The following is a 22,457-nucleotide window of genomic DNA, read 5'->3' as shown; positions in this document are numbered from 1 at the left end:
TGTGAGAGTTATAGTATCAGGAGGCGGCACAGGAGGACATATTTATCCTGGCGTTGCTATAGCTAAAAAAATTAAAGAAAAGCATAAAGATGCTGAAATATTATTTGTTGGAAGTAAAAATGGTCTTGAGAAGACACTTGTACCTAAAGAGGGATTTAATATAGAACTTATTGAGGTAGAAGGACTTAACAAGAAAGTTTCCTTAAAAACCTTCTCATCAGTTAAGAAGGTTTTTAAGGGGTATTCAATGGCCAGTAGCATTATTAAAAGGTTTAAGCCAGATATTGTAATAGGAACTGGAGGATATGTATGTGGTCCTGTTGTTCTATCAGCTGCAATGAAAGGAATACCAACTATAATACATGAACAAAATGCTATTCCAGGAATGACTAACAAGATTCTTTCTAAGTTCGTAAAGAAAATTGCAATTACATTTGAAGAGTCAGGAAAGTATTTTAACGAGAAGAAGGTTATATATACAGGAAACCCTATTCGTAGTCAAATTCTTTCAGCAAGTAGAAAAAAGGCAAGGGAAAAACTTGGATTTAGTGAAGATATAACCCTAGCACTTGCTGTTGGAGGAAGTAGAGGAGCTAAAAATCTTAATGAAGCAGTAGTTAATATGATTGAAGATATTAAGTCTCAAAATATGGGGTTACTATTTATTACAGGTGAAGCCCAATACGACGCTATTATTGAGAGTATTAAGAATAAGGGAATTAATCTAAATAATAATATTAAGGTTCTTCCATACCTTTATGAGATGGAAAATGCCTTAGCTGCATGTGATATTATTGTTACAAGAGCAGGGGCTACTATATTATCAGAGGTTACAGCACTTGCAATTCCTGCAATACTTATACCTTCACCATATGTTGCTAATAACCATCAAGAACTAAATGCAAATGCACTTGAAAGGGTATCAGCAGGTATAAAAGTTTCGGAGAAGGATTTACCTTCAGGAATATTATCTAAAAAACTTATTTCTCTTGCAGGGAATAAGGAAAGTTTAAAAGAAATGAAAAGAGCATCAAAATCAATTGGAATTGTTGATGCATCTGATAAAATATACGATATTATTAAAGAATTACTAAAATAAAAGCTTAGGTGATTAATATGTCAGTTGAAAAGAAAAAGAAAAAAGCTAACAAAAGAAAAGTGCTTATTTACTTATCTTTACTTTTAATAATATTAGGAATTGTAGCTGGAGTTGGTTTAAAGTCCAGCTACTTTCTTATAAGTAATATTGAAGTAAAAGGAGAGAGTATTGTAACTAAAGAAGAAGTTCAAGTTTTATCTGATCTTAAGGATAAGAATATATTCTTAATCAATAAGGATAAGGTTAGTGAACTTGTTAAGTCTAATCCCTACATAGAAAATGTTAATATTTCGAGAAAATTACCATCAACAGTAGTAATTGATGTTAAAGAAAAGAAAATTGGTGCTATAATAAAGATGAAAGAAGGATATGTTAATATTGATGAGTTTGGAAAAATGGTGCAGGTTGTATCGAAGTTCCCAGGCGGGAATCTTCCAGAGCTTATTAATACTGGAGTTGATAAGTACACTCCAAATCAAAACGTATTCAAAAAGCAGGAGCAAATAAATGCATTTAACAAATGCTCAAATGCTATTGCATCATCTAAGGAGTGCACTGTTTTTAAGAAAATAGACATGACCAGTCCATATGATATTAAATTATATACTCAAAATGAAACAGTAATTAGTATTGGTTCTGTAAATAATATTGAGTATAAATTAGGATATGCTATATCTATATTAAATTCATCACAGGTTAAGAACCAAAAGGGTGAAATTAAAATACTAGATAGTGGGTCAGCTACTTTCAAAAAAATTTAAAGGAGATATGGGATGAAGGGACTAAAGTCAAAATTATCGCTAGGTCTTGTATGTTTAGTTCTTGGAATTATGCTTTCATTCCAGTTTAGGATAACCAATGTTGATGTTAATTCGTTATCATCAGGAAGAACTGGAGATAATATAACCAAGGAAATTGAAGAACTTAACAAACAAAAAAAGGAATTAAGTGCTAAGGTTGAAGAATACCAAAAGAAGGTAGACGAATACGAAAAGTCTGCTGCTAGTACTAATAGTACAGCAGGAAAGATGAAGGAAGAGCTTGATAACTTAAGGGTTTTAGCAGGACATACAGATGTTGAAGGTGAGGGGGTTGTTATTACAATTTCACCTGTAGTAGATGTAACTACAAAGATATCTACTACAATAGTAGATGATGATATTTTAGATACTGTAAATGAATTACTTGCAGCAGGTGCTGAGGCTATATCTGTTAATGATGAGCGTTATGTAGGTAACACCCAAATAAGGGCAGCAGGTAATATGATCAAGGTAAATAACTCAAAGTTTGATTCTCAACTTCCAGTAGTTATTAAGGCAATAGGTAGTCCTAAGGTGCTTGAAGGGGCCTTTAAGATTCCATCAAGTGTTGCTGATAAGGTAGTGCAACTAAGTCAATGTGACTTTAAAATAGAAATTCAACCAAATGTTAAAATATTAAAAGTTAGCAGCAAGGTAGAATATAAGCATATAAAAACAGGAAGGTGATAATATGATACCATTAATTGGACTTGTTATAGGTATTTTAATAGGGTCTTTTCTTAGTATAGATATACCAACTGCATTTATGGCTTATATGCCTGTTGCAATTCTAGCTGCACTTGACTCTATATTTGGAGGAGTAAGGGCAGCACTTGAAAAGAAGTTTGATACAGATATTTTTGTTTCAGGTTTCTTTGGTAATATTCTAATTGCAGCAGCACTAACTTATCTTGGTGATAAGCTTAATGTACCAATGTATCTTGCAGCTGTATTTGTATTTGGAGGAAGACTATTTAATAACTTTGCCTATATAAGAAGAATAATTTTCCAAAAGAAAAAGGAAGTTGTTACTGTAGATAATGCTACAACAGGTGGAGATGAAAATGAAAATTAATGAAGGTAAGATTTTACTATTACTAACTGGTATATTATCAGGAATAGTTTTAGTGCTACTTATGCTTAATAGTTCATCCAATGCATATAGGCCTCTTACATATAACCAATACAAAGAGCAGCAGATTGCAGCAAATTCACTTAAAGCAGAAAATAGAAATCTTTACAAGAAATATTATGAACTAGAAGAAAAAATTAATAAGTATCAGTCAGCAGGGGATAAGGCCAATGATAAGGTTAAAAGAGAGATTAAGGATGAACTTAATTATCTTAGATTATTTTATGGCTCAACTAAGGTAACAGGAGATGGAGTTACCATAACTTTAGACGATAAAAGAAAAGAGGAGTATTCTACACAATTCGAGGTAGATCGAAGTGTGGTTCATAATGTAGACCTTTATGAGGCTGTAAACGAATTAAGAGATGCAGGGGCAGAGGCTATTGCTATAAATGGATATAGGGTAGTTGCACAGTCAACTATAACCTGTGAAGGGCCAACTATTATGGTTGATGGAAATAACATAGTTCCCCCTTTTAAAATAGATGTTATAGGAGACCAAAGTGCTATAGAGTATACCCTAGCATCACAGGAAAATACATTTGGTAAATTTAAACTTCGTGGTCTTATACTTGAACAGGAAGCATTTGAAGAGAAAAGCCTTCCTCCATATATGCCTAATAAAGAAATTAAGTATATGAAGGAGTTAAAGGAAGGAAGTAATAAGTAGACATAAAAAATTTTGATTTTTTTTCGTATATTAAGAGGAAATCAAATATTTGTGTCGAATACATAAAATTGATAAAGATAATATAAAGAGTACTTCAAATGGTATAAGGGGGTTAATTACTATATGAGTAATACAGTAGTATCACTTGATATTGGATCATCAAAAGTATGTGTAGTACTTGCTGAAATTAATAAGAAGCAGTTTAATATATTAGGTGTTGGAACTTCCCCATGTAAAGGTGTTAAGAAGGGTATTATAGTTGATATTGATTCAACTGTTGAAGCTATATTAGATGCTGTATCTCAAGCAGAGCAAATGTCTAATAGAGAAATCAAGTCTACCTTTGTAAACATACCTGGTGGGTACGCTGGACTATATAAAAATAAAGGTGTTATAGCAGTTTCAGGTGACAATAGAGAAATAACTTCTGATGATGTTAAAAGAGTACTACAAGCTGCAAGAGTATTCTCTGTAACTTCGGATAAGGAAATTATTGATATAATCAAAGAGCAATACATTGTTGATGGTTATGGTGATATTAAGGACCCTATCGGAATGAAGGGAGTAAGGCTTGAAGTTGATGTTAATCTTGTTGTAGCATCATGCACAACAGTACAAAACATTATTAGAAGTGTTGAAAAGTCAGGTCTTAAATTAGATGGAATTATTTTAGAACCGCTAGGGACTTCAATGATAACTCTAAGTGAAGATGAGAAGGAACTAGGTGTAGCTCTTGTTGATATAGGTTCAGAGACAACTGACATATCAATATATAAAAAGGGTTCTTTAGAATTTACAAAAGTTATTCCAGTTGGAGGGGGACATATAACAAGCGACATATCTATGGTATGTAAAATATCATCCTCTGATTCAGAAAATCTTAAAAGACAATACGGGGTTGCAACAAGTTCACTTGTTAAACCTGAAGAAACTGTAAAAATAAATGCACTAGGTGGCAAGGGTGAAAAAAGTGTTAGCCTATACGAAGTAGCACAGGTTATGGAGGCTAGAATATCTGAGATATTATACCTTATAAGAGATGCTATAGAAAAAGCAGAATATGACAATGATTTGTCAGCAGGTATTGTAATAACTGGTGGTGGATTATTTAATATTAAGGGAATTCAAGAGGTTATTCAAAACCACTTTGACATTCCAGTTAGATTTGGATATCCTAATTTTATAGGAGTTGCAAGTCCTACATATTCTGCATCAACAGGTATAGCAATTTATGCACTTCAAAATAAGTTATCAAGTGAAACATCATCACAAGAGAATGTTTATAATAATGATGATGAGGTAGCTGCAGATACTGAAGAATTAGATGATAATGAAGAAAAGTCAGGATTCTTTGGAAAAGTTAAAGAGTTCTTTTCAGACTTTTTCTAAAAAGTTAAAGGGGGAAATATTGTGCTAGATTTTGAGTTTGATATAGAGAATGGCGCTCAGATTAAAGTTGTAGGCTGCGGTGGTGGCGGAAACAATGCAGTTAATAGAATGATAGAAGCAGAACTTCAAGGAATTGAGTTTATTTCAATAAACACTGATAAGCAGGCACTATTCCTTTCAAAGGCTGGTCAAAAGATTCAAATTGGAGACAAGCTAACTAGAGGTCTTGGTGCAGGAGCTAATCCTGAGATAGGGGAAAAAGCTGCACAGGAATCACGTGAGGAAATAATCCAAGCACTTAAGGGTGCAGACCTTGTATTTATTACAGCAGGTATGGGTGGAGGAACAGGTACTGGAGCCGCTCCTGTAGTTGCTGAAATAGCAAAAGAAATGGGAATATTAACAGTTGGTGTAGTAACTAAGCCATTTGCTTTTGAAGGTAGAAGAAGAATGGTTCATGCAGATGATGGAATTAGAAAACTTAAGGAAAAAGTAGATACTTTAGTTATAATTCCTAATGATAGATTACTTCAAGTTGTAGATAAGAAGACACCTATGACTGAAGCATTTAGAGTTGCAGACGACATATTAAAGCAGGGAGTTCAAGGTATATCAGATCTAATTGTTGTACCAGGACTTATTAACCTAGACTTTGCTGACGTTACAACTATAATGAAGGATAGAGGACTAGCTCATATGGGTATAGGATATGCAGGTGGAGACAACAGAGCTGTTGATGCTACTATGAATGCTATCTCAAGTCCACTACTTGAAACTACAATTAATGGTGCTACAGGAGTACTATTAAGTATTGCTGGTGGTTCAGAATTAAGTCTTTTTGAAGCAACTGAAGCTGCGGATAAGGTTCGTGAAGCAGCAGACCCAGATGCAAATATTATATTCGGTGCTGTTATTGATGAGTCACTAGGAGAAGAAGTTAGAGTTACAGTTATAGCAACAGGATTTGAAGCTGCAAAGCCAGCTGTTCAAGAAGTTGTAGAAGAAGTAGCAGTAACACAAGCTGAGGAAGTTAAGGTTAAGCCTAAGGCTCCTGAAATGCCAAATAGTGCAATAGATTTAGATATTCCACCGTTCTTTAGAAATCAAAGAAGAAGATAAAATTTAAAAGTAGCTTTTAGCTACTTTTTTTTAATTTATAAATTTTTATACTAAAATCATAAAAAATTGGTATAACTATATAATGAGGTGATTTAAATGGAAGTTAAAGAAAGAAAGAATATAAATCCTGAGTACACATGGAATATTGATTCCATATATAAGTCTAGGGAAGAAGTTTTAAAGGACAAGGAGAAAATAGACCATTTATTAGGAGAAATACTAAGTATTAAGGGACATGTTCTTGATAGTGGAGAAAATCTTTACAAGGTTTTATGGTTATCAGATGAGGTTGAAAGGTTAGCTGGAAAAATCATAGCCTATACATTTATGAAACGGGATGAGGATAATGCTAATGCAGCATCACAGTCACTTGCAAGTCTTGGAGAGAAAATAAGTGTAGATTCCTCAAGTGAAATGTCATTTATTGTACCTGAAATATTAGAAGGCGGAGAAGAGAAAATCCTATCTTTAATAAAGGAAGAACATAAGCTTTCATTATACGAAAATATGATTAAGGAACTTATTAGAAAGAAGAAAGTGGTTTTAAGCGAAAAAGAAGAGAAGATTTTATCATCCTCTCAAGAAATGGCTATGGCATTTGATAATATATACAAAATGCTTAGCTATGTAGACCTTAAGTACCCAGATGTTAAAAACTCAAAGGGAGAGGTCCTTGAACTTAATGATTCAAGTTATTCTTCATATATAAGAAGTGATGATAGAACTCTTCGTGAAAATGCATTTAAGAGTATGTTTAATACATATGGCTCATTTAAAGCTACATATGGTGCAATATTATCCTCAGCAGTTAAAAAAGATACTTTTTATAGTAAAACTAGAGGATTTACATCATCACTTGATGCAGCATTATTTGATGATAATATAGATAGAAAGGTTTATCAAAATGTAATAGATGTTGTACATAAAGGAATACCGCTACTTGATGAATATATACTACTTAAGAAAAATGAATTAGGACTTGATTCAATGCACTTATATGATCTATATGCTCCAGTTAAGGAGGAGGATATGTCATTTAGTTATGAAGAAGCTAAAGATATGAGTAGGATCGCTTTAAATATATTAGGTAAAGACTATTTAGCTGTTGTAGATGAAGCATTTAATAATAGATGGATTGACGTTTATTATAATAAGGGTAAGTATACAGGTGCTTATTCATGGGGTTCATATGACACACACCCATTTATTCTACTAAATTATAAGGATAAACTTGATGATGTATTAACCCTAGTACATGAAATGGGACACTCTGTACATTCGTATTTCTCAAGAAAGACTCAGCCATATGTATACTCTTCATATACAATATTCTGTGCTGAGGTAGCCTCTATTACAAATGAGTGTTTAATGTATATGTATCTTATGGATACATTAACAGGAGACAAGAGGAAGGCCGTTATAATTCAGTTCCTTGAGGGGATTAGAACAACATTCTTTAGACAAGGTATGTTTGCTGAATTTGAAGTTATTATCCATGGTAAAAGTGATAATGGAGAATCTTTAACAGCTGATGATATGTGCGAAATATGGATAGACTTATATAAGAAGTATTATGGAAATTCATGTGTTATAGATGAAGAGGTTCAGTCAGAATGGGCAAGAATTCCACACTTTTTTGATTCATTTTATGTTTATAAGTATGCTACAGGGCTTGCAGCTGGTATAAGTATGGCAAAGTCAATAATTAAGGATAGGTCACACCTAAGTAACTATATGGAGTTTTTAAAGTCTGGAGGAAGTGATTATTCTATTAATCTTCTTCAAAAAGCAGGAGTTGACTTTACTACAACAAAGCCACTTGAAGATACATTAGATATGATGAAGTATCTTATAGAGGAATATAAAAAATAACCTCTTTATTATATATAATGTGACAATAATATATATATGTATATTAACTTAGAATATGGTTAATAATATTTAATGATGTATGGTGAATATCCCGCACTATACGTTCTTTATAGTTTTATACATAACCCCATTCCCCCTAGGGCCTTTTTAGGCCCTATTTTTTATGTCCTAAAGTGTAGTTAAATAGGGAATGGTTTATTGAATATATTTTTATATACTGACAAATTTTACATTATATAAGTTTTATAATTATGTTATGAGTTTACAGGGTAAATTTATAGGGGGGAATAATTGTGGGCTATGAGGTTTATATAGATGTGTTAATACTCCAAAATTTAGCTATGAATTTTTTTCTTATATATCTGCTCAAAAGGTTATGTAAAATAGATACTAAAGCTTATAAGATGCTAATTGCTTCTTTTATAGGAGCCCTTTATGTATTTGTAATATTTTTCGATCAATTACACATACTTTACACTTTAGCTTTTAAGGTTTTAGTATCTATATTAATGATTTACATAGCTTTTACTCCAAAAACTAAAAAGCTATTTTTAAAATATGTTTTTGTATTCTATACTATAGCATTCCTTTTAGGGGGAGGAATTATTGGCATTTTCTATATGATATTTGGTGATATAAATTCTCTGGATAGTGGATATATGTTAAGTAGAATGTCCCCAGGGTTTGTTATTGTAGGAAGCATTATAACTACTATATTTGTAAAAATAGGATTTGATGTATTTGAAACCTACTACAAAGAAAATGATATGGCAGTAGAACTAGAAGTGTTTATAAATGGTAAGAGCTGCATTATTAAAGGATTTATAGATACAGGAAACTACCTAGTAGACCAATCAGGTTCAAAGGTAATAGTATCAGACTTTAATGCCCTTAAAGAGATTCTACCTATAAAAGAAGAGGGTGATCTTGCATACAGTGAGATTTCAAAAATATTTGAGGAAGAAGGACTAAAATCACGACTTAGATTAATTCCATATAGTGCAATTGGTACAAGCGGTGGCTCTTTAACAGGAGTGAAAACCGATATGATAGTTGCTAAGGGAAAAGATAAGGTGAAGGTAAATAAGGGAATTACAATAGCATTTCATAATAAGGCCTTTTTAGGTGAGGGAAATTTTGATGCATTGGCATTTCCTGAAATTTTAATTTAGGGGGGTAAAAAGTGGGAATTATATCTATAATCAAAGATAAACTTTTAAGTATTAAAACATATATTAGTCAGCTTTACTTTAATTTATTTGGTAAGGATGAGGTATATTATATTGGGGGAAATGAGGCACTTCCTGCTCCTTTAACAATAGACGAGGAAAAGGAGCTTGTTGAAAAGCTTCGTAATGGTGATGAAGAGGTTAGAAGTACTCTTATAGAGCGTAACCTAAGACTTGTAGTATATATTGCTAGAAAGTTTGAAAACACAGGAATTAGTGTTGAGGATTTAATTTCAATAGGAACAATTGGTCTTATAAAGGCAGTTAATACATTTGACCCACAGAAGAATATAAAGCTTGCAACATATGCCTCAAGATGCATTGAAAATGAGATATTAATGTATCTTAGAAGAAATAGTAAGGTAAGGGCGGAAATATCCTTTGATGAGCCCCTTAATGTAGATTGGGACGGTAATGAGTTATTATTATCAGATATTTTAGGAACAGAAAATGATCTTATATATCACGAAATAGAGTCAGAGGTTGAAAAAGAACTTCTTCAAAATGCAATGTGTAGGCTTAATAATCGTGAAAAACAAATTATGGAACTTAGGTTTGGTCTTCAAGGTGGAGGAGAAAAAACCCAAAAGGAAGTAGCAGATATTTTAGGAATATCACAGTCATATATTTCAAGACTTGAAAAACGAATAATAAAAAGGCTTAAAAAAGACATAAATAAAATGATATAGGAAAATTTGGTAAGGTCAATCCGAGTATAAAAAAATAGTGATAGGGAGATAATGTAATTAAAGCTACACTAAAGGGGATGAGATTGACCTATGATGATTAATAAAGTTGAGATCTGTGGAGTTAATACATCAAAGTTACCTGTTATTAAAGCAGATGTGATGAGAGAGTTAATGCTAAAGATTAGAAATGGCGACGAAGCTGCTAGAGAGGAATTTATCCAGGGTAACTTAAGACTTGTTCTAAGTGTAATACAGCGATTTAACAATCGAGGTGAGAACTTAGATGATTTATTTCAAGTTGGATGTATAGGTCTTATTAAAGCTATCGATAACTTTGACTTAAGCCAAAATGTTAGGTTTTCTACATATGCTGTTCCTATGGTAATTGGGGAGATTAGAAGATATCTTCGCGATAATAACTCAATTAGAGTTAGTAGATCACTTAGGGATATTGCATATAAGGCGCTACAGGTTAGAGATAAGCTTATTGCAAAAAACAACAAGGAACCGAATATATCCCAGATAGCTAAGGAACTTAATATTCCAAGGGAAGAGGTGTTTTTTGCACTAGATGCAATTCAAGACCCTGTATCCCTATTTGAACCTATTTACCATGATGGTGGTGACGCTATATTTGTTATGGACCAGATAAGCGACAATAAGAATCATGATGATAGCTGGGTTGAGAATATATCAATTAAACAGGCTATTCAAAGACTGAATAATCGTGAAAAACATATTCTTAATCTAAGATTTTTTGAGGGTAAGACTCAAATGGAGGTTGCCAATGAAATAGGTATTTCACAGGCACAGGTTTCAAGACTTGAGAAAACAGCCCTATCTCATATGAGAAAGTATTTATAATTTAATATAGTATTAATTAAGCTAGAAATATTTTCTAGCTTTTTTTATTTTTATAAACCGATAAAACCAATTCTACTTTACATATTATATGCATATATCTTTGGTAGGAGGTGGTTTTATGGATAAGAAGGAAGAAACAAATAAGCTTAAGTTATCAGAACTTAAAAATATGGAAGTAATAGACGTTGCAGAGGGTAGGAGACTTGGTTTTATTGGGGATATTGTATTTGATGAGGAGCTTACATATATAAAGTCCTTTGTTATTCCATATCAAAGTGGGATTTTTTCAGTATTTAAAAAGAAGGATGAAATAGAAATAACATGGGATCAAATAAAGGTTATTGGGGTTGACATAATGCTTGTTGATTTACTTAATAAAAATGCAAGTGAAGAGAAGAGGATATAAATAAAGTATTCGTGAGGAAAGTAATGATATATTTGAAATTCCACATATTTATATAGTTATATAAGAATTTTTTAGGTTAGACTATACTATATATAGTTGTTATACTAATTTAAGTAACTAAATGTTGAGTGTTTAGTTTGTTACTAACCACTAGACATAGTGTTTGGAGTGATATATATTGAAGTGTCCATTTTGTTCAAATGTAGAGACTAAGGTACTTGACTCAAGACCTACGGAAGATAACGCTTCTATTAGAAGAAGAAGAGAATGTATAAGTTGTTTAAAGAGATTTACTACTTATGAAAAGGTTGAGGATATACCAGTCTACGTAGTTAAAAAGGACGGTACTAGGGAGCCATTTAGTAAACGTAAGATTCTAAATGGTGTTTTAAGGTCCTGTGAAAAAAGACCTGTTTCAATTACAGATATGGAAAATGTTGTAGATGAAATTGAAAGACATGTTCAAAATACAATGAACAGGGAGATTAGTACTAACTATATAGGCGAAATTGTAATGGAGAAGCTTAAGAAGTTAGACGATGTTGCGTATGTTAGGTTTGCTTCTGTATACAAACAGTTTAAAGATATAAATACTTTTTTAAATGAATTGCAGAAGATACTAGAGGAGAAATAGAAGGGGTGCAGTGTATGGTTACAGAAATTAAAAAAAGAGATGGAAGACTAGTTTCATTTAGTAAGGAAAAAATAGCAAGAGCGATATTCCTTGCAGCACAAGGAGTTGGAGGTTCTGATTATAGTACAGCAGAAATTCTTGCAGAAAAAGTTGTTTCACAGCTTTTAAACGGACTAGATGGTAGTAGTGTTCCAGGGGTTGAAGATGTTCAAGATACTGTTGAAAAGGTTTTAATAGAGGAAGGACATGCTAAGACTGCAAAGGCATATATATTACATAGGAATAAAAGAACAAGATATAGGGAAGCAAAGTCTGAGCTTATGGATGTTGTTCGCGAAATACTAGTTGAAACAAGTAGAGAGAATGCTAATATTGGTAACTCACCTTCAGCTAAAATGCTTCAAATAGCATCAGCTGCAAGTAAACAATATTATTTAAATAATATTATTCCTGAAGATATGTCAAAGGCTCACATTAATTGCGATGTACACATACATGACCTTGATTTTTATGGGAAAACAATTAACTGTCTTCAAATAGACCTTGGGAAAATGTTTGAGTCAGGATTTAACACAGGATATGGTTATATAAGACCACCTAAGAGAATAGCATCAGCAACAGCTCAAGCTGCTATTATTCTTCAAAGTAACCAAAATGATATGTTTGGTGGGCAAAGTTTCCCACACTTTGATAAGTCAATGGCGGATGTTATTAGAAATCTAACTGTGAAGCCTGGATATGAAGAGGTATACCAAGCTATGGAGGCACTTGTATATAACTTAAACAGTATGCACTCAAGAGCTGGTGCTCAGGTTCCATTTAGTAGTATTAATCTTGGAACTGATACTAGTGAAGAGGGTAGAATGGTAATAAAGGCTATGCTTGAAGCTTTTGATAGAGGACTTGGTAAGGGGGAAAGCCCAATATTCCCGAATCTTGTATTTAGAGTTAAAGAAGGTATTAACTTTAATGAAGGTGATCCTAACTACGATCTATTCAAGCTTGCTATTAAGGTAGCATCACATAGAATGAACCCAACATTTAGCTTTATGGATACAAGCTTTAATAAAAAGTATGGTGATGAAGTATCATACATGGGTTGTAGAACAAGAACTATTTCAAATAGAAATGGTGAGGAAGTATCAGCGGGAAGAGGAAATATTGCTCCTATAACAATTAATCTTCCAAGACTTGCTCTTAAAGCTGGTAAAAACAATATTAAGGAATTCTTTAATGAACTTGATGGAATTCTTGATCTATGTAGTAGACAGCTTCTACACAGATTCTCAGTTGTTTGTGACCTTAAGGTACGCGACCTTCCATTCCTAATGGGACAGAAGCTATACCTAGGTTCAGATAATTTAGGACTTGATGATTCAATAAAGGATGCTATAAAAAATGGTACACTTGGAATCGGATTTATAGGACTTGCTGAAACACTTATAGCCCTTATAGGTAAGCACCATGGAGAAAGTAAGGAAGCGCTTGACCTTGGGTATGAGATAATATCACATATTAGAGAATACTGTGATAAAACAAGTGAAGCAACAGGACTTAATTTTGTATGTTATGCAACTCCAGCAGAGGGTACAGCAGGAAGATTTACACCAAGAGATAGTAAGAAATTTGGTAGTGTAGAAAGAGTAACAGACAAGGAATTCTATACAAATTCATACCATGTTCCTGTAGATAAGGAAATGACTTTATTTGATAAGATGGAAATAGAAGGAAGATTCCATAGCCTATGTAGTGGTGGACACATTTCTTATATAGAGCTTGACTCAAGCATTAATCAAAACCTTGATGCATTTGAAAACATTCTAAGATGGATGAACAAGTGTGATATAGGTTATGCTGGAATAAACTTCCCTATTGATGAATGTAGAGTTTGTGGACATAGCGGAATTATTGAGGAAGATATGTGCCCAGAGTGCGGAAACCATGATATTAGAAGAATCAGAAGAATAACAGGATATCTTTCAACTGTAGATAGATTTAATGATGCTAAAAAGGCAGAGCTAGATCTGAGAGTTAAACACGACTAATAAATTTAAGGAGTCTCAAATAGGAGACTCCTTTTTTAATATAATTAACTATGTATGTTAAGTGAAGGTTAAATATGTAGCTAAGAATTAACTTAATGAATTAATAAATATGATATAATTTAAAAGGGTGATGAAGATGAAGGTAAATTTAGCAGGAGTAAAAAAAGATAGTGTAGTTGATGGTCCAGGAATTAGATATGTTATTTTTGCCCAGGGGTGTAAACATAACTGCAGGGGATGTCATAACCCTAGTACACATAGTTTTAATATAAATAATGAAATGGATGTTGATGATTTAATTGAAGAAATAAAAAGTTTAAAATACATAGATGGGGTAACCTTTAGTGGAGGGGATCCTTTTTACCAACCAAAGGAATTTGCATATATTGCAAAGCGTCTTAAAGAGAATAATATTCATATTATTTCCTATTCAGGATTTACATTTGAAAGCCTATATAAAAATAAAGAAACAAAGGAACTACTTGAAAATATAGATGTTTTAATAGATGGTCCTTTTATAGATAATAAGAAATCGCTTAAATTAGCCTTTAGAGGATCTGAAAATCAAAGAGTTGTAAGTGTTAAAGAAAGCATTAAAAATCGAAGAGCTGTTACATTAGATTGGTAGGAGGGTATTATGAGTAAATTTAACATAGTTAAAAAGGGTTCACTTGAATATATTCAAAGTAAATCATTACTTAATGAGGGTATTAAACATTTTTTTAGTACTAAAAATGGTGGTGTTAGTGAAGGTGAATTTGAAAGTTTAAACCTTGGTGTTTATACAAATGATAACAAAGACAATGTTAAAGAGAATTTTAATATAATATTAAGAGAATGTAATATGTCAAGTAGCATTGCATATCTTCATCAGGTACATGGTCAAGATGTTTATTTAGTTAATAGAGATAACGTAGACCAGGTTGTAGGAAAAGATGGAGATGCTATTATTACAGCTGAGAAGAATTTACCTATTGGAGTTTTTACAGCTGACTGCGTACCTATACTTTTATATGACAAAAACAAAAAAGTAGTAGCTGCTATACATGCAGGATGGCGTGGAGTTGTAGGTAAAATACTTACTAAAACCATAAGTAAAATGAAGCAGGAATTTAAAACGAGTTCAGAGGATATTATAGTTGCAATAGGACCCTTTATTGGGAGTTGCTGCTTTGAAGTATCAGCTGATATTATAAATAAGTTCAATTTTTATGAAATTCGTGGTAACAAATATTTTGTAGACCTTTATAAAGAGGTTGAAAAAGAAGCACTAGAAAATAATATTTTATTAGACAATATAGATTTCCTAGATATGTGTAGTGTATGTACAGGTGAAATCTTTCATTCATATAGAAGACAAAGTGGTAAAACAGGAAGAATAGGTTCATTTATAGAAATTTCTTAGGAGGGGTATAGTAATGGCAAATGAAAAAATTCTCATAGTTGACGATGAAATGCATATTATAGAGCTTTTAAAGTATAATCTTGAATCAAATGGATATAAGGTTATTACTGCCCAAAATGGTAAAGAAGCTATAAAGATCGCAACAGAAAAGGTACCAGACCTTATATTATTAGATATTATGCTTCCAGAAATGGATGGATTTGATGTGTGTAAGCACATTAATAGATCAAAGGATACAGAACATATACCTGTGATTATGTTAACTGCTAAGGGGGAAGAACTAGATAAGATACTTGGACTTGAAATTGGTGCAGATGATTATATTACTAAGCCATTTTCAGTTAGGGAGTTAATTGCTAGAATAAAGGCTGTTCTCAGAAGAAATCATAAGGATGACAGTAAGGCTAATGTTATAAGTATTGAGGAACTTGAAATTAATCTTGATAAGCATGAGGTTACTAAGTCTTCTAGAAAAATAGAGTTAACACTTAAGGAATTTGAACTTTTAAAACTTTTAATAGTTAATAGAGGAAAGGTTCTAACAAGGGACTACTTATTAGATAAGGTATGGGGATATGAATATTATGGAGAAACAAGAACGGTAGACGTTCATATAAGACACCTTAGAAAGAAAATTGAGGATGACGATAAGATGCCTAGATATATAGAAACTGTACGTGGAATAGGCTATAAGTTTAAGGATTAGGAGTTAATATGAGAAAAAAGCTTTTTGCACTTTTTATGATAACCATAATATTAACTGTTGGTATAACAGGGTTTATATTATATGGTTACACAAAGCATGCTATACTTGAAACTAATAAAGAAGCATTACAGTCAGAGGTGTATATTACTTCTGAGTACATAAAAGAAATTAACATCGATAATTTTAGTCAAATTGCAAAAACAATTAACTCTAAAATTAATAGAAGAATAACAATTGTTTCAAAAACAGGAATAGTTGTTGGAGATTCAAGTGTTGACTTCGGATCACTTGATAATCATAAGGATAGAAAAGAAATTAGAGAAGCCTTTAAAACAGGAAGTTCATATGTGGTTAGGTATAGTAAAACAGCTAAGACTGATATGTGTTACTATGCTAAGAAGGTAATCCTTGATGGTGAAGAATATGTTATACGTTTAGCAGTTAAACTTGATGCTATAAAAGATCTTCAAAGTAGCTATTATAAGATTATTTTATTTACTATTATAGTTGGAATTATTGTATCATCAGTATTTATGTATATATATATAAGCATAATAACAAAGCCTATAACAAGACTTAAGGAAATGGCTGAAACAATATCTAAGGGTAATTATAATAGAAGAATTAAACTTAGAAGTAAGGATGAAATTGGTAAACTTGCCAGTTCATTTAATTTAATGGCACAAAGTCTTGAGGATACTATTGCAAATCTTACAGATAAACAGGGTAAACTTGTATCTATATTATCTAACAGTGAGGACGGAATTATTGTAATAGATGATAGTAGTAGAATACTTATGATTAACCCAGCTGCACAAACATTATTTAATCTTGATGAAACAATAATAGGGAAGTATTTTATTGAGGTAATTAGAAATCACGACATAGAAAAGATTATTCGGGATATGCCAAGTGGTGAGGAAGAAATAACAATTACTTACCCAGAGGTTAGATACCTTAAAATAAGAGCAACAAATGCTATAAGCTATGAAAATGGTAAAGAGGTAATTGGAGTATTAATTATGGTTCAAGATATAACTAAGGTTAAAAAGCTTGAGCAGATGAGAAGTGACTTTGTAGCCAATGTATCACATGAACTAAAAACACCTCTTACATCAATTAAGGGATTTGCTGAAACTCTAAAACATGTAGAGGATAAGCCAACACATGATAGATTTTTAGACATAATAAATATAGAAGCTGATAGGTTAACAAGGCTTATTAATGACGTGCTAGTTCTATCTGAAATAGAAAATAAGGACAATATTAACCACGATGCTCTTATTAATGTAAAAGAAGCCTCTAGGGAGGTATATGACATTACAAAGGCTATTGCAGATAAGAAAAACATTACATTAGATTTTATATGCTCTATAAAAGATGAATGTATTGTAGGTAATAGGGACAAATTTAAGCAAATGCTAATAAACGTTATAGAAAACGGAATTAAATATACTAACGATGGTGGATTTGTTTACATATACTTAATGAAAAGTGGTAATAATATAGTTATTAAAGTTAAGGATAATGGTATAGGTATAGAAAAGGAACATATTGAGAGGCTATTTGAAAGATTTTATCGTGTAGATAAGGATAGATCACGTACATCAGGTGGTACAGGTCTTGGGCTTGCGATTGTTAAACATATAGTTATGCTCTTTGACGGTAAGATTAGGGTTAAGTCTTTAGTGGGACGAGGAACAACCTTTACTATAACTTTACCTTTAGTTAATGAGAAGTTAACATAGCTAAATTAAGATATAATTACATAATCCTTAGGGGGGAATTAATTTGAAAAGCGCAATAACTGTAAAAAACTTAAATTTATACTACGGTACTAACCATGCTTTAAAGGACATTAACATAGAAATACCTAAGAATAAGGTAACTGCATTAATTGGGCCCTCAGGTTGTGGTAAGTCAACATTTCTAAGATCTCTTAACAGAATGAATGATCTTATAGAGAATGTTAAGGTTACTGGTGAAATTAACTATAATGGACAAGATATTTATAAGGATACAGATGTGTATGAACTTAGAAAGAAGATAGGCATGGTATTCCAAAAGCCAAATCCATTTGTTATGTCAATATATGATAATGTAGCATATGGACCTAGGATACACGGTATTACGAGTAAGGCAGAGCTTGATGTTATTGTAGAAAAAAGCCTTAAAGAGGCTGCTCTTTGGGATGAGGTTAAGGATAGACTTGATGACCTTGGCTTATCATTATCAGGTGGGCAGCAACAAAGGCTGTGCATTGCAAGGGTAATTGCAACAGAACCAGAAGTGCTCTTAATGGATGAACCAACATCAGCACTAGATCCTATTTCAACTTCTAAGGTAGAAGAACTTATAGCACAGATGAAGAAAAATTATACTGTTGTTATAGTAACACATAACATGCAGCAGGCAGGAAGAATATCAGATAACACTGCATTTTTCCTAAATGGTGATCTTGTCGAATATGATGAAACACAAAAAATATTCTATAATCCAAGCAAAAAGCAAACAGAAGATTATATTACTGGACGTTTTGATTAATTAAAGGGTAGGGGTTCCTACCCTTTTTCATATTTTGCTTTGCCTTGATATTTAAGTGTTTAAATGGTATTATAACTTAATGAATTAAAGTATACTGAATTTAAAATATGGAGTGATTTTTATGGCTAAAGATATAATAATTAGCAGTGTTAGTGCGGGGAGCATAGCAGAAGAAGTTGGGATTGAAGTTGGAGATGTTTTAGTCAGTATAAATGATCAGGTAGTTAAGGATATAATAGAATATAGATACATTATTTGTGATGAGGTTTTAACCCTTATTATTAGAAAACCAGATATGGAAGAGTGGGAAATAGAAATCGAAAAGGATTACTATGAAGATATAGGAATTGATTTTGAAGACCCTATAATTGACCATGCAAGAAGATGTCACAATAAATGTGTATTTTGTTTTATAGATCAGCTTCCTAAGAATTTAAGAAGCAGTCTTTACTTTAAAGATGATGATTCAAGATTATCTTTCCTACAAGGAAATTTCGTAACTTTAACGAATATGAAGGATGAAGATCTTGAAAGAATTATTAAATATAGAATAAGTCCAATCAATGTTTCAGTACACACAACCAATCCAGACCTTAGGGTTGAGATGCTTAAGAATAAAAATGCAGGGAAGGTATTTGAAATTCTGAAGATGCTTACAGATAACCATATTCAGGTTAATTGTCAGGTTGTTTTATGTACAGGAATTAATGATGGGGAAGAACTAAAGAGAACTATATATGATTTATATAGCTTAAATCCTAATGTTTTAAGTTTATCAGTTGTGCCTGTAGGAGTAACTAGATTTAGAGATAACCTACACGAACTTAAAACATATAATAAGGATACTGCAATGAAAGTAATAGAAGAGGTTAAGGTTATTCAGGAAGATTTAATGAATAAGTGCGGCTCCCCTTTTATAAGACTTGCAGATGAATTTTATGTGCTTGCTAATACGGATCTTCCATCATATGAGCATTATGATGATTTTGAACAGATTGAGGATGGGATTGGTATGATTAGGTATTTAGAGTCATGTGTGGATGAAGCTCTAGATACAACTAACATAAAAGGTAGTGGAGAGGTAGCTGGAATTATAACCGGTGAATCTGCCTATGAATATGTTAGGGCTGAAGCAGACAAAATAGAAAAAAAGCTTAATATAACTATTAATGTGCACAAAATAAAAAATGAGTTTTTTGGTGGAGAAATATCAGTTGCAGGACTAATAGTAGCAACGGATATTATTAACTACTTTAAGGGTAAAGAACCTGAAAAGTGTCTAGTTATTCCATCAAATATGCTTAAGGCAGATAAGGATATTTTCCTTGATGATATTACATTAGATGAGCTAAGAGAGGCTTTAAACACAAACATAGTCAAATGTAAATACACAGGTGAAGACTTAGTCCAAAAAATTATAGACGAGGTGATTGTATGTCAAAACCAATAGTTGCTGTTGTTGGAAGACCTAATGTTGGTAAGTCAACTCTTTTCAACAGATTAGCAGGTGAAAGAATCTCTATTGTAGAAGATACACCAGGGGTTACTAGAGATAGAATATATGCAGAAGTAGAGTGGCTTAACCATAAGTTTACTCTTATAGATACAGGTGGTATAGAGCCAAATAGTGAAGACGTTATTCTTAAGCAGATGAGAAGACAAGCAGAAATCGCAATTGAAACTGCAGATGTTATTGTTTTCATAGTAGATGGAAGAGAAGGGCTTGTAGCTGCTGATTATGAAGTTGCAACAATGCTTAGAAAGTCAAAGAAGCCAGTTGAACTAGTAGTTAACAAGATAGACTCACTTACACTTGAAGATAATAAATATGAGTTCTACAATCTTGGAATAGGTGATCCTATTGCAATTTCAGCATCACAGGCACTAGGGCTTGGTGATATGCTAGATGAGATTGTTGACAATTTTGATTCAATTGGAGAAGGTCTTGGAAATGATTCTGATATTAAGGTTGCTATTATTGGTAAGCCAAATGCAGGAAAGTCATCACTTCTTAACAAATTATCAGGAGAAGAAAGAGCTATAGTTAGTGACGTTGCAGGAACTACTAGAGATGCAATTGATAGCTATGTACAATTTGGAGACGATAAATTTTTATTTATAGATACTGCAGGAATTAGAAGGAAAAGTAAAGTTTCTGAAGAAGTAGAAAGATATAGTGTACTTAGAGCTATTTCTTCTATTGAAAGATCCGATGTATGCGTTATTATGATTGATGCTACTGAAGGTGTTACAGAACAGGATGAAAAAATAGCAGGACTTGCACATGAGGCAGGAAGAGCTTGCGTTATAGTTGTTAATAAGTGGGACCTTATTGAGAAAGATGACAAGACTATGAATGAGTTTACTGATAAGGTAAGATGCGACCTTGCATTTATGCCATATGCTCCTATAGTATTTATTTCAGCTAAGTCAGGTCAAAGAATTAATAAGCTTATAGAGACTATTAAGTTTGTATCAGAAAAGCATTCAATGAGAATTAAAACAGGGGTACTTAATGAGGTTATAAGTGAAGCGGTAATGATGAAGCAGCCACCAGTTGAAAGAGGTAAGGCACTTAAGATTTACTACGTTACACAGGTTTCAACTAAGCCACCTACATTTGTATTCTTTGTAAACTACACAAATATAGTACACTTTTCATACCAAAGATACTTAGAGAACCAATTAAGACAACATTTTGGACTTGAAGGAACTCCTATAAGGATAATTTATAGAGAGAAAAAGGATGATTAGGGGGAAAAACATGAAGATTTCTATTATAGGGTCAGGAAGCTTTGGTACTGCCATAGCTGTATTACTTGGTAATAAGGGATATGATGTTTATACGTATGATAGAAATACAGAGCTAATTCAGGATATGAAAAAAGATAGAGAAAACGCTAGATACTTAAAGGGAGTTAAACTTCCTAGTAGCGTTTTCCCTGTTGAAACTTTAGAAGAGGCACTAGAGAATACTGAACTTATTGTTTTATGTGTTCCATCACATGCTGTAAGAGTTACATGCGAAAAGATAAAGTTAATAACTGATACTGATAAAATTATTGTTAATTTATCAAAGGGTATTGAAAATGGAACATATAAAACAATGTCTAAAATAATCAGCGAGGTATTACCAAAAGCTAAGGTTGCGGTGCTTTCAGGACCAAGTCATGCTGAGGAGGTTTCAAGGGAAATTCCAACAGCAGTAGTGGTAGCATCAAGTGATAAGGAAATTAGTTATGCAGTGCAAGATATTTTTATGACTAAGAGTTTTAGAGTGTATACTAATGATGATATTGAGGGTGTAGAGCTTGGCGGTGCAGTTAAGAATGTTATAGCTCTTGCAGCTGGTATTGTTGATGGTATAGGCTATGGTGACAATTCTAAGGCAGCATTAATGACTAGAGGAATTGTTGAAATAGGAAGACTTGGCAGTGCTCTTGGTGCTAATGGATTAACATTTGCAGGGCTTTCAGGAATAGGAGACTTAATTGTTACCTGTACAAGTATGCATTCTAGAAATAGAAGAGCAGGAATATTAATTGGACAGGGAAAAACAATGGAGGAAGCTGTTGAAGAGGTTCAAATGGTAGTTGAAGGAATTAGCGCAACAGAAGCCACATATCATTTATCTAGAAAGCTAAATGTACATATGCCTATTGTAGAGGCTTTATATAGTGTTTTATTTGAGGGTAAAAACCCTAAGGAAGCAGTAAATGAACTTATGATTAGAAATAAAACACACGAAACTGAAGAACTTCTTTAAAAAGATGCAGATTATCTGCATCTTTTTTGTTCTAAACAGGTTAGATTTACAATATATATTAACAGAAAAACTAATAAAGGGAGGTAGG

At 32.5% G+C, this 22,457-nt stretch carries 22 protein-coding genes; all 22 read left to right on the top strand.

The genetic code is table 11. The features are described from left to right. Position 1: 1 nt before the first annotated feature. The 22 genes from murG (at position 2) to RR539_RS01105 (ending at position 22,369) form a co-directional block, all read left to right on the top strand. Positions 2–1,099 (top strand): undecaprenyldiphospho-muramoylpentapeptide beta-N-acetylglucosaminyltransferase, encoded by a 1,098-nt coding sequence (gene murG, locus RR539_RS01210; RefSeq protein ID WP_332472824.1) that lies wholly within the window; start codon positions 2–4, stop codon positions 1,097–1,099. 17 nt (positions 1,100–1,116) lie between these two features. After that, complete coding sequence (locus RR539_RS01205; RefSeq protein WP_332472825.1) at positions 1,117–1,860, top strand: cell division protein FtsQ/DivIB; 744 nt, start codon at positions 1,117–1,119, stop codon at positions 1,858–1,860. Positions 1,861–1,872: 12 nt separating this feature from the next. Continuing rightward, complete coding sequence (locus tag RR539_RS01200) at positions 1,873–2,586, top strand: DUF881 domain-containing protein (protein WP_332472826.1); 714 nt, start codon at positions 1,873–1,875, stop codon at positions 2,584–2,586. Positions 2,587–2,590: 4 nt separating this feature from the next. Beyond that, complete coding sequence (locus RR539_RS01195) at positions 2,591–2,974, top strand: small basic family protein (RefSeq protein WP_332472980.1); 384 nt, start codon at positions 2,591–2,593, stop codon at positions 2,972–2,974. Next, positions 2,964–3,701, top strand: coding sequence for a DUF881 domain-containing protein (locus RR539_RS01190; RefSeq protein ID WP_332472981.1), 738 nt, complete (start codon positions 2,964–2,966; stop codon positions 3,699–3,701). Before RR539_RS01195 ends, RR539_RS01190 begins: the two co-directional genes overlap by 11 nt. A gap of 123 nt (positions 3,702–3,824) precedes the next feature. Further along, positions 3,825–5,090 (top strand): cell division protein FtsA, encoded by a 1,266-nt coding sequence (ftsA, locus tag RR539_RS01185; protein WP_332472982.1) that lies wholly within the window; start codon positions 3,825–3,827, stop codon positions 5,088–5,090. Positions 5,091–5,111: 21 nt separating this feature from the next. Beyond that, positions 5,112–6,209 carry a cell division protein FtsZ gene (gene ftsZ / locus RR539_RS01180; RefSeq protein ID WP_332472983.1) on the top strand — a complete coding sequence of 366 codons (1,098 nt, stop codon included), beginning with the start codon at positions 5,112–5,114 and terminating at the stop codon, positions 6,207–6,209. A gap of 96 nt (positions 6,210–6,305) precedes the next feature. After that, complete coding sequence (pepF, locus tag RR539_RS01175; RefSeq protein ID WP_332500165.1) at positions 6,306–8,081, top strand: oligoendopeptidase F; 1,776 nt, start codon at positions 6,306–6,308, stop codon at positions 8,079–8,081. Between the two features lie 293 nt (positions 8,082–8,374). Further along, positions 8,375–9,253, top strand: a complete 879-nt coding sequence (locus RR539_RS01170; RefSeq protein WP_332483333.1) for a sigma-E processing peptidase SpoIIGA — start codon at positions 8,375–8,377, stop codon at positions 9,251–9,253. A 50-nt stretch (positions 9,254–9,303) separates the two neighbouring features. Next, positions 9,304–9,999 carry an RNA polymerase sporulation sigma factor SigE gene (gene sigE / locus RR539_RS01165; RefSeq protein ID WP_332473050.1) on the top strand — a complete coding sequence of 232 codons (696 nt, stop codon included), beginning with the start codon at positions 9,304–9,306 and terminating at the stop codon, positions 9,997–9,999. Between the two features lie 90 nt (positions 10,000–10,089). Next, positions 10,090–10,863, top strand: a complete 774-nt coding sequence (gene sigG, locus RR539_RS01160) for an RNA polymerase sporulation sigma factor SigG (protein ID WP_332472986.1) — start codon at positions 10,090–10,092, stop codon at positions 10,861–10,863. A gap of 118 nt (positions 10,864–10,981) precedes the next feature. Then, entirely contained in the window at positions 10,982–11,269 is a 288-nt protein-coding gene (locus RR539_RS01155) for a YlmC/YmxH family sporulation protein (RefSeq protein ID WP_332472987.1), read from the top strand. Positions 11,270–11,447: 178 nt separating this feature from the next. Then, on the top strand, positions 11,448–11,903 hold the full coding sequence (gene nrdR / locus RR539_RS01150) for a transcriptional regulator NrdR (protein ID WP_332472988.1): 456 nt from the start codon (positions 11,448–11,450) through the stop codon (positions 11,901–11,903). A gap of 14 nt (positions 11,904–11,917) precedes the next feature. Continuing rightward, a complete protein-coding gene (nrdD, locus tag RR539_RS01145) occupies positions 11,918–13,948 on the top strand; it encodes an anaerobic ribonucleoside-triphosphate reductase (protein WP_332472989.1) in 2,031 nt (676 codons plus the stop codon). 130 nt (positions 13,949–14,078) lie between these two features. Then, positions 14,079–14,576 (top strand): anaerobic ribonucleoside-triphosphate reductase activating protein, encoded by a 498-nt coding sequence (nrdG, locus tag RR539_RS01140; RefSeq protein ID WP_332472990.1) that lies wholly within the window; start codon positions 14,079–14,081, stop codon positions 14,574–14,576. Positions 14,577–14,585: 9 nt separating this feature from the next. Further along, positions 14,586–15,353, top strand: coding sequence for a peptidoglycan editing factor PgeF (pgeF, locus tag RR539_RS01135; protein WP_332472991.1), 768 nt, complete (start codon positions 14,586–14,588; stop codon positions 15,351–15,353). A gap of 13 nt (positions 15,354–15,366) precedes the next feature. After that, entirely contained in the window at positions 15,367–16,059 is a 693-nt protein-coding gene (locus RR539_RS01130) for a response regulator transcription factor (RefSeq protein ID WP_332483332.1), read from the top strand. An 8-nt stretch (positions 16,060–16,067) separates the two neighbouring features. Continuing rightward, complete coding sequence (pnpS, locus tag RR539_RS01125; protein ID WP_332472993.1) at positions 16,068–17,807, top strand: two-component system histidine kinase PnpS; 1,740 nt, start codon at positions 16,068–16,070, stop codon at positions 17,805–17,807. Positions 17,808–17,850: 43 nt separating this feature from the next. Continuing rightward, entirely contained in the window at positions 17,851–18,603 is a 753-nt protein-coding gene (gene pstB / locus RR539_RS01120) for a phosphate ABC transporter ATP-binding protein PstB (RefSeq protein ID WP_332472994.1), read from the top strand. A 121-nt stretch (positions 18,604–18,724) separates the two neighbouring features. Continuing rightward, entirely contained in the window at positions 18,725–20,053 is a 1,329-nt protein-coding gene (locus tag RR539_RS01115) for a DUF512 domain-containing protein (RefSeq protein WP_332472995.1), read from the top strand. Beyond that, complete coding sequence (gene der / locus RR539_RS01110; RefSeq protein WP_332472996.1) at positions 20,038–21,357, top strand: ribosome biogenesis GTPase Der; 1,320 nt, start codon at positions 20,038–20,040, stop codon at positions 21,355–21,357. Before RR539_RS01115 ends, der begins: the two co-directional genes overlap by 16 nt. Positions 21,358–21,367: 10 nt before the next feature. Next, positions 21,368–22,369, top strand: coding sequence for an NAD(P)H-dependent glycerol-3-phosphate dehydrogenase (locus tag RR539_RS01105; RefSeq protein ID WP_332472997.1), 1,002 nt, complete (start codon positions 21,368–21,370; stop codon positions 22,367–22,369). Positions 22,370–22,457 lie beyond the last annotated feature (88 nt).

This window comes from Clostridium sp. (assembly GCF_036639235.1).
GTDB lineage: Bacteria > Bacillota > Clostridia > Clostridiales > Caloramatoraceae > Clostridium_AB.
Note: the sequence above shows the minus strand (reverse complement) of the source record. Positions and strands in the feature narration are given on the sequence as shown.

Excerpts from the sequence above, each read along its gene's own strand:
- RR539_RS01105 (WP_332472997.1), top strand. The coding sequence starts at position 21,368 with ATGAAGATTTCTATTATAGGGTCAGGAAGCTTTGGTACTGCCATAGCT.
- pepF (WP_332500165.1), top strand. The coding sequence starts at position 6,306 with ATGGAAGTTAAAGAAAGAAAGAATATAAATCCTGAGTACACATGGAAT.
- RR539_RS01195 (WP_332472980.1), top strand. The coding sequence starts at position 2,591 with ATGATACCATTAATTGGACTTGTTATAGGTATTTTAATAGGGTCTTTT.
- RR539_RS01115 (WP_332472995.1), top strand. The coding sequence starts at position 18,725 with ATGGCTAAAGATATAATAATTAGCAGTGTTAGTGCGGGGAGCATAGCA.
- sigG (WP_332472986.1), top strand. The coding sequence starts at position 10,090 with ATGATGATTAATAAAGTTGAGATCTGTGGAGTTAATACATCAAAGTTA.
- pgeF (WP_332472991.1), top strand. The coding sequence starts at position 14,586 with ATGAGTAAATTTAACATAGTTAAAAAGGGTTCACTTGAATATATTCAA.
- RR539_RS01130 (WP_332483332.1), top strand. The coding sequence starts at position 15,367 with ATGGCAAATGAAAAAATTCTCATAGTTGACGATGAAATGCATATTATA.
- nrdD (WP_332472989.1), top strand. The coding sequence starts at position 11,918 with ATGGTTACAGAAATTAAAAAAAGAGATGGAAGACTAGTTTCATTTAGT.
- nrdG (WP_332472990.1), top strand. The coding sequence starts at position 14,079 with ATGAAGATGAAGGTAAATTTAGCAGGAGTAAAAAAAGATAGTGTAGTT.
- RR539_RS01200 (WP_332472826.1), top strand. The coding sequence starts at position 1,873 with ATGAAGGGACTAAAGTCAAAATTATCGCTAGGTCTTGTATGTTTAGTT.
- RR539_RS01155 (WP_332472987.1), top strand. The coding sequence starts at position 10,982 with ATGGATAAGAAGGAAGAAACAAATAAGCTTAAGTTATCAGAACTTAAA.
- RR539_RS01205 (WP_332472825.1), top strand. The coding sequence starts at position 1,117 with ATGTCAGTTGAAAAGAAAAAGAAAAAAGCTAACAAAAGAAAAGTGCTT.
- RR539_RS01190 (WP_332472981.1), top strand. The coding sequence starts at position 2,964 with ATGAAAATTAATGAAGGTAAGATTTTACTATTACTAACTGGTATATTA.
- ftsA (WP_332472982.1), top strand. The coding sequence starts at position 3,825 with ATGAGTAATACAGTAGTATCACTTGATATTGGATCATCAAAAGTATGT.
- der (WP_332472996.1), top strand. The coding sequence starts at position 20,038 with ATGTCAAAACCAATAGTTGCTGTTGTTGGAAGACCTAATGTTGGTAAG.
- pnpS (WP_332472993.1), top strand. The coding sequence starts at position 16,068 with ATGAGAAAAAAGCTTTTTGCACTTTTTATGATAACCATAATATTAACT.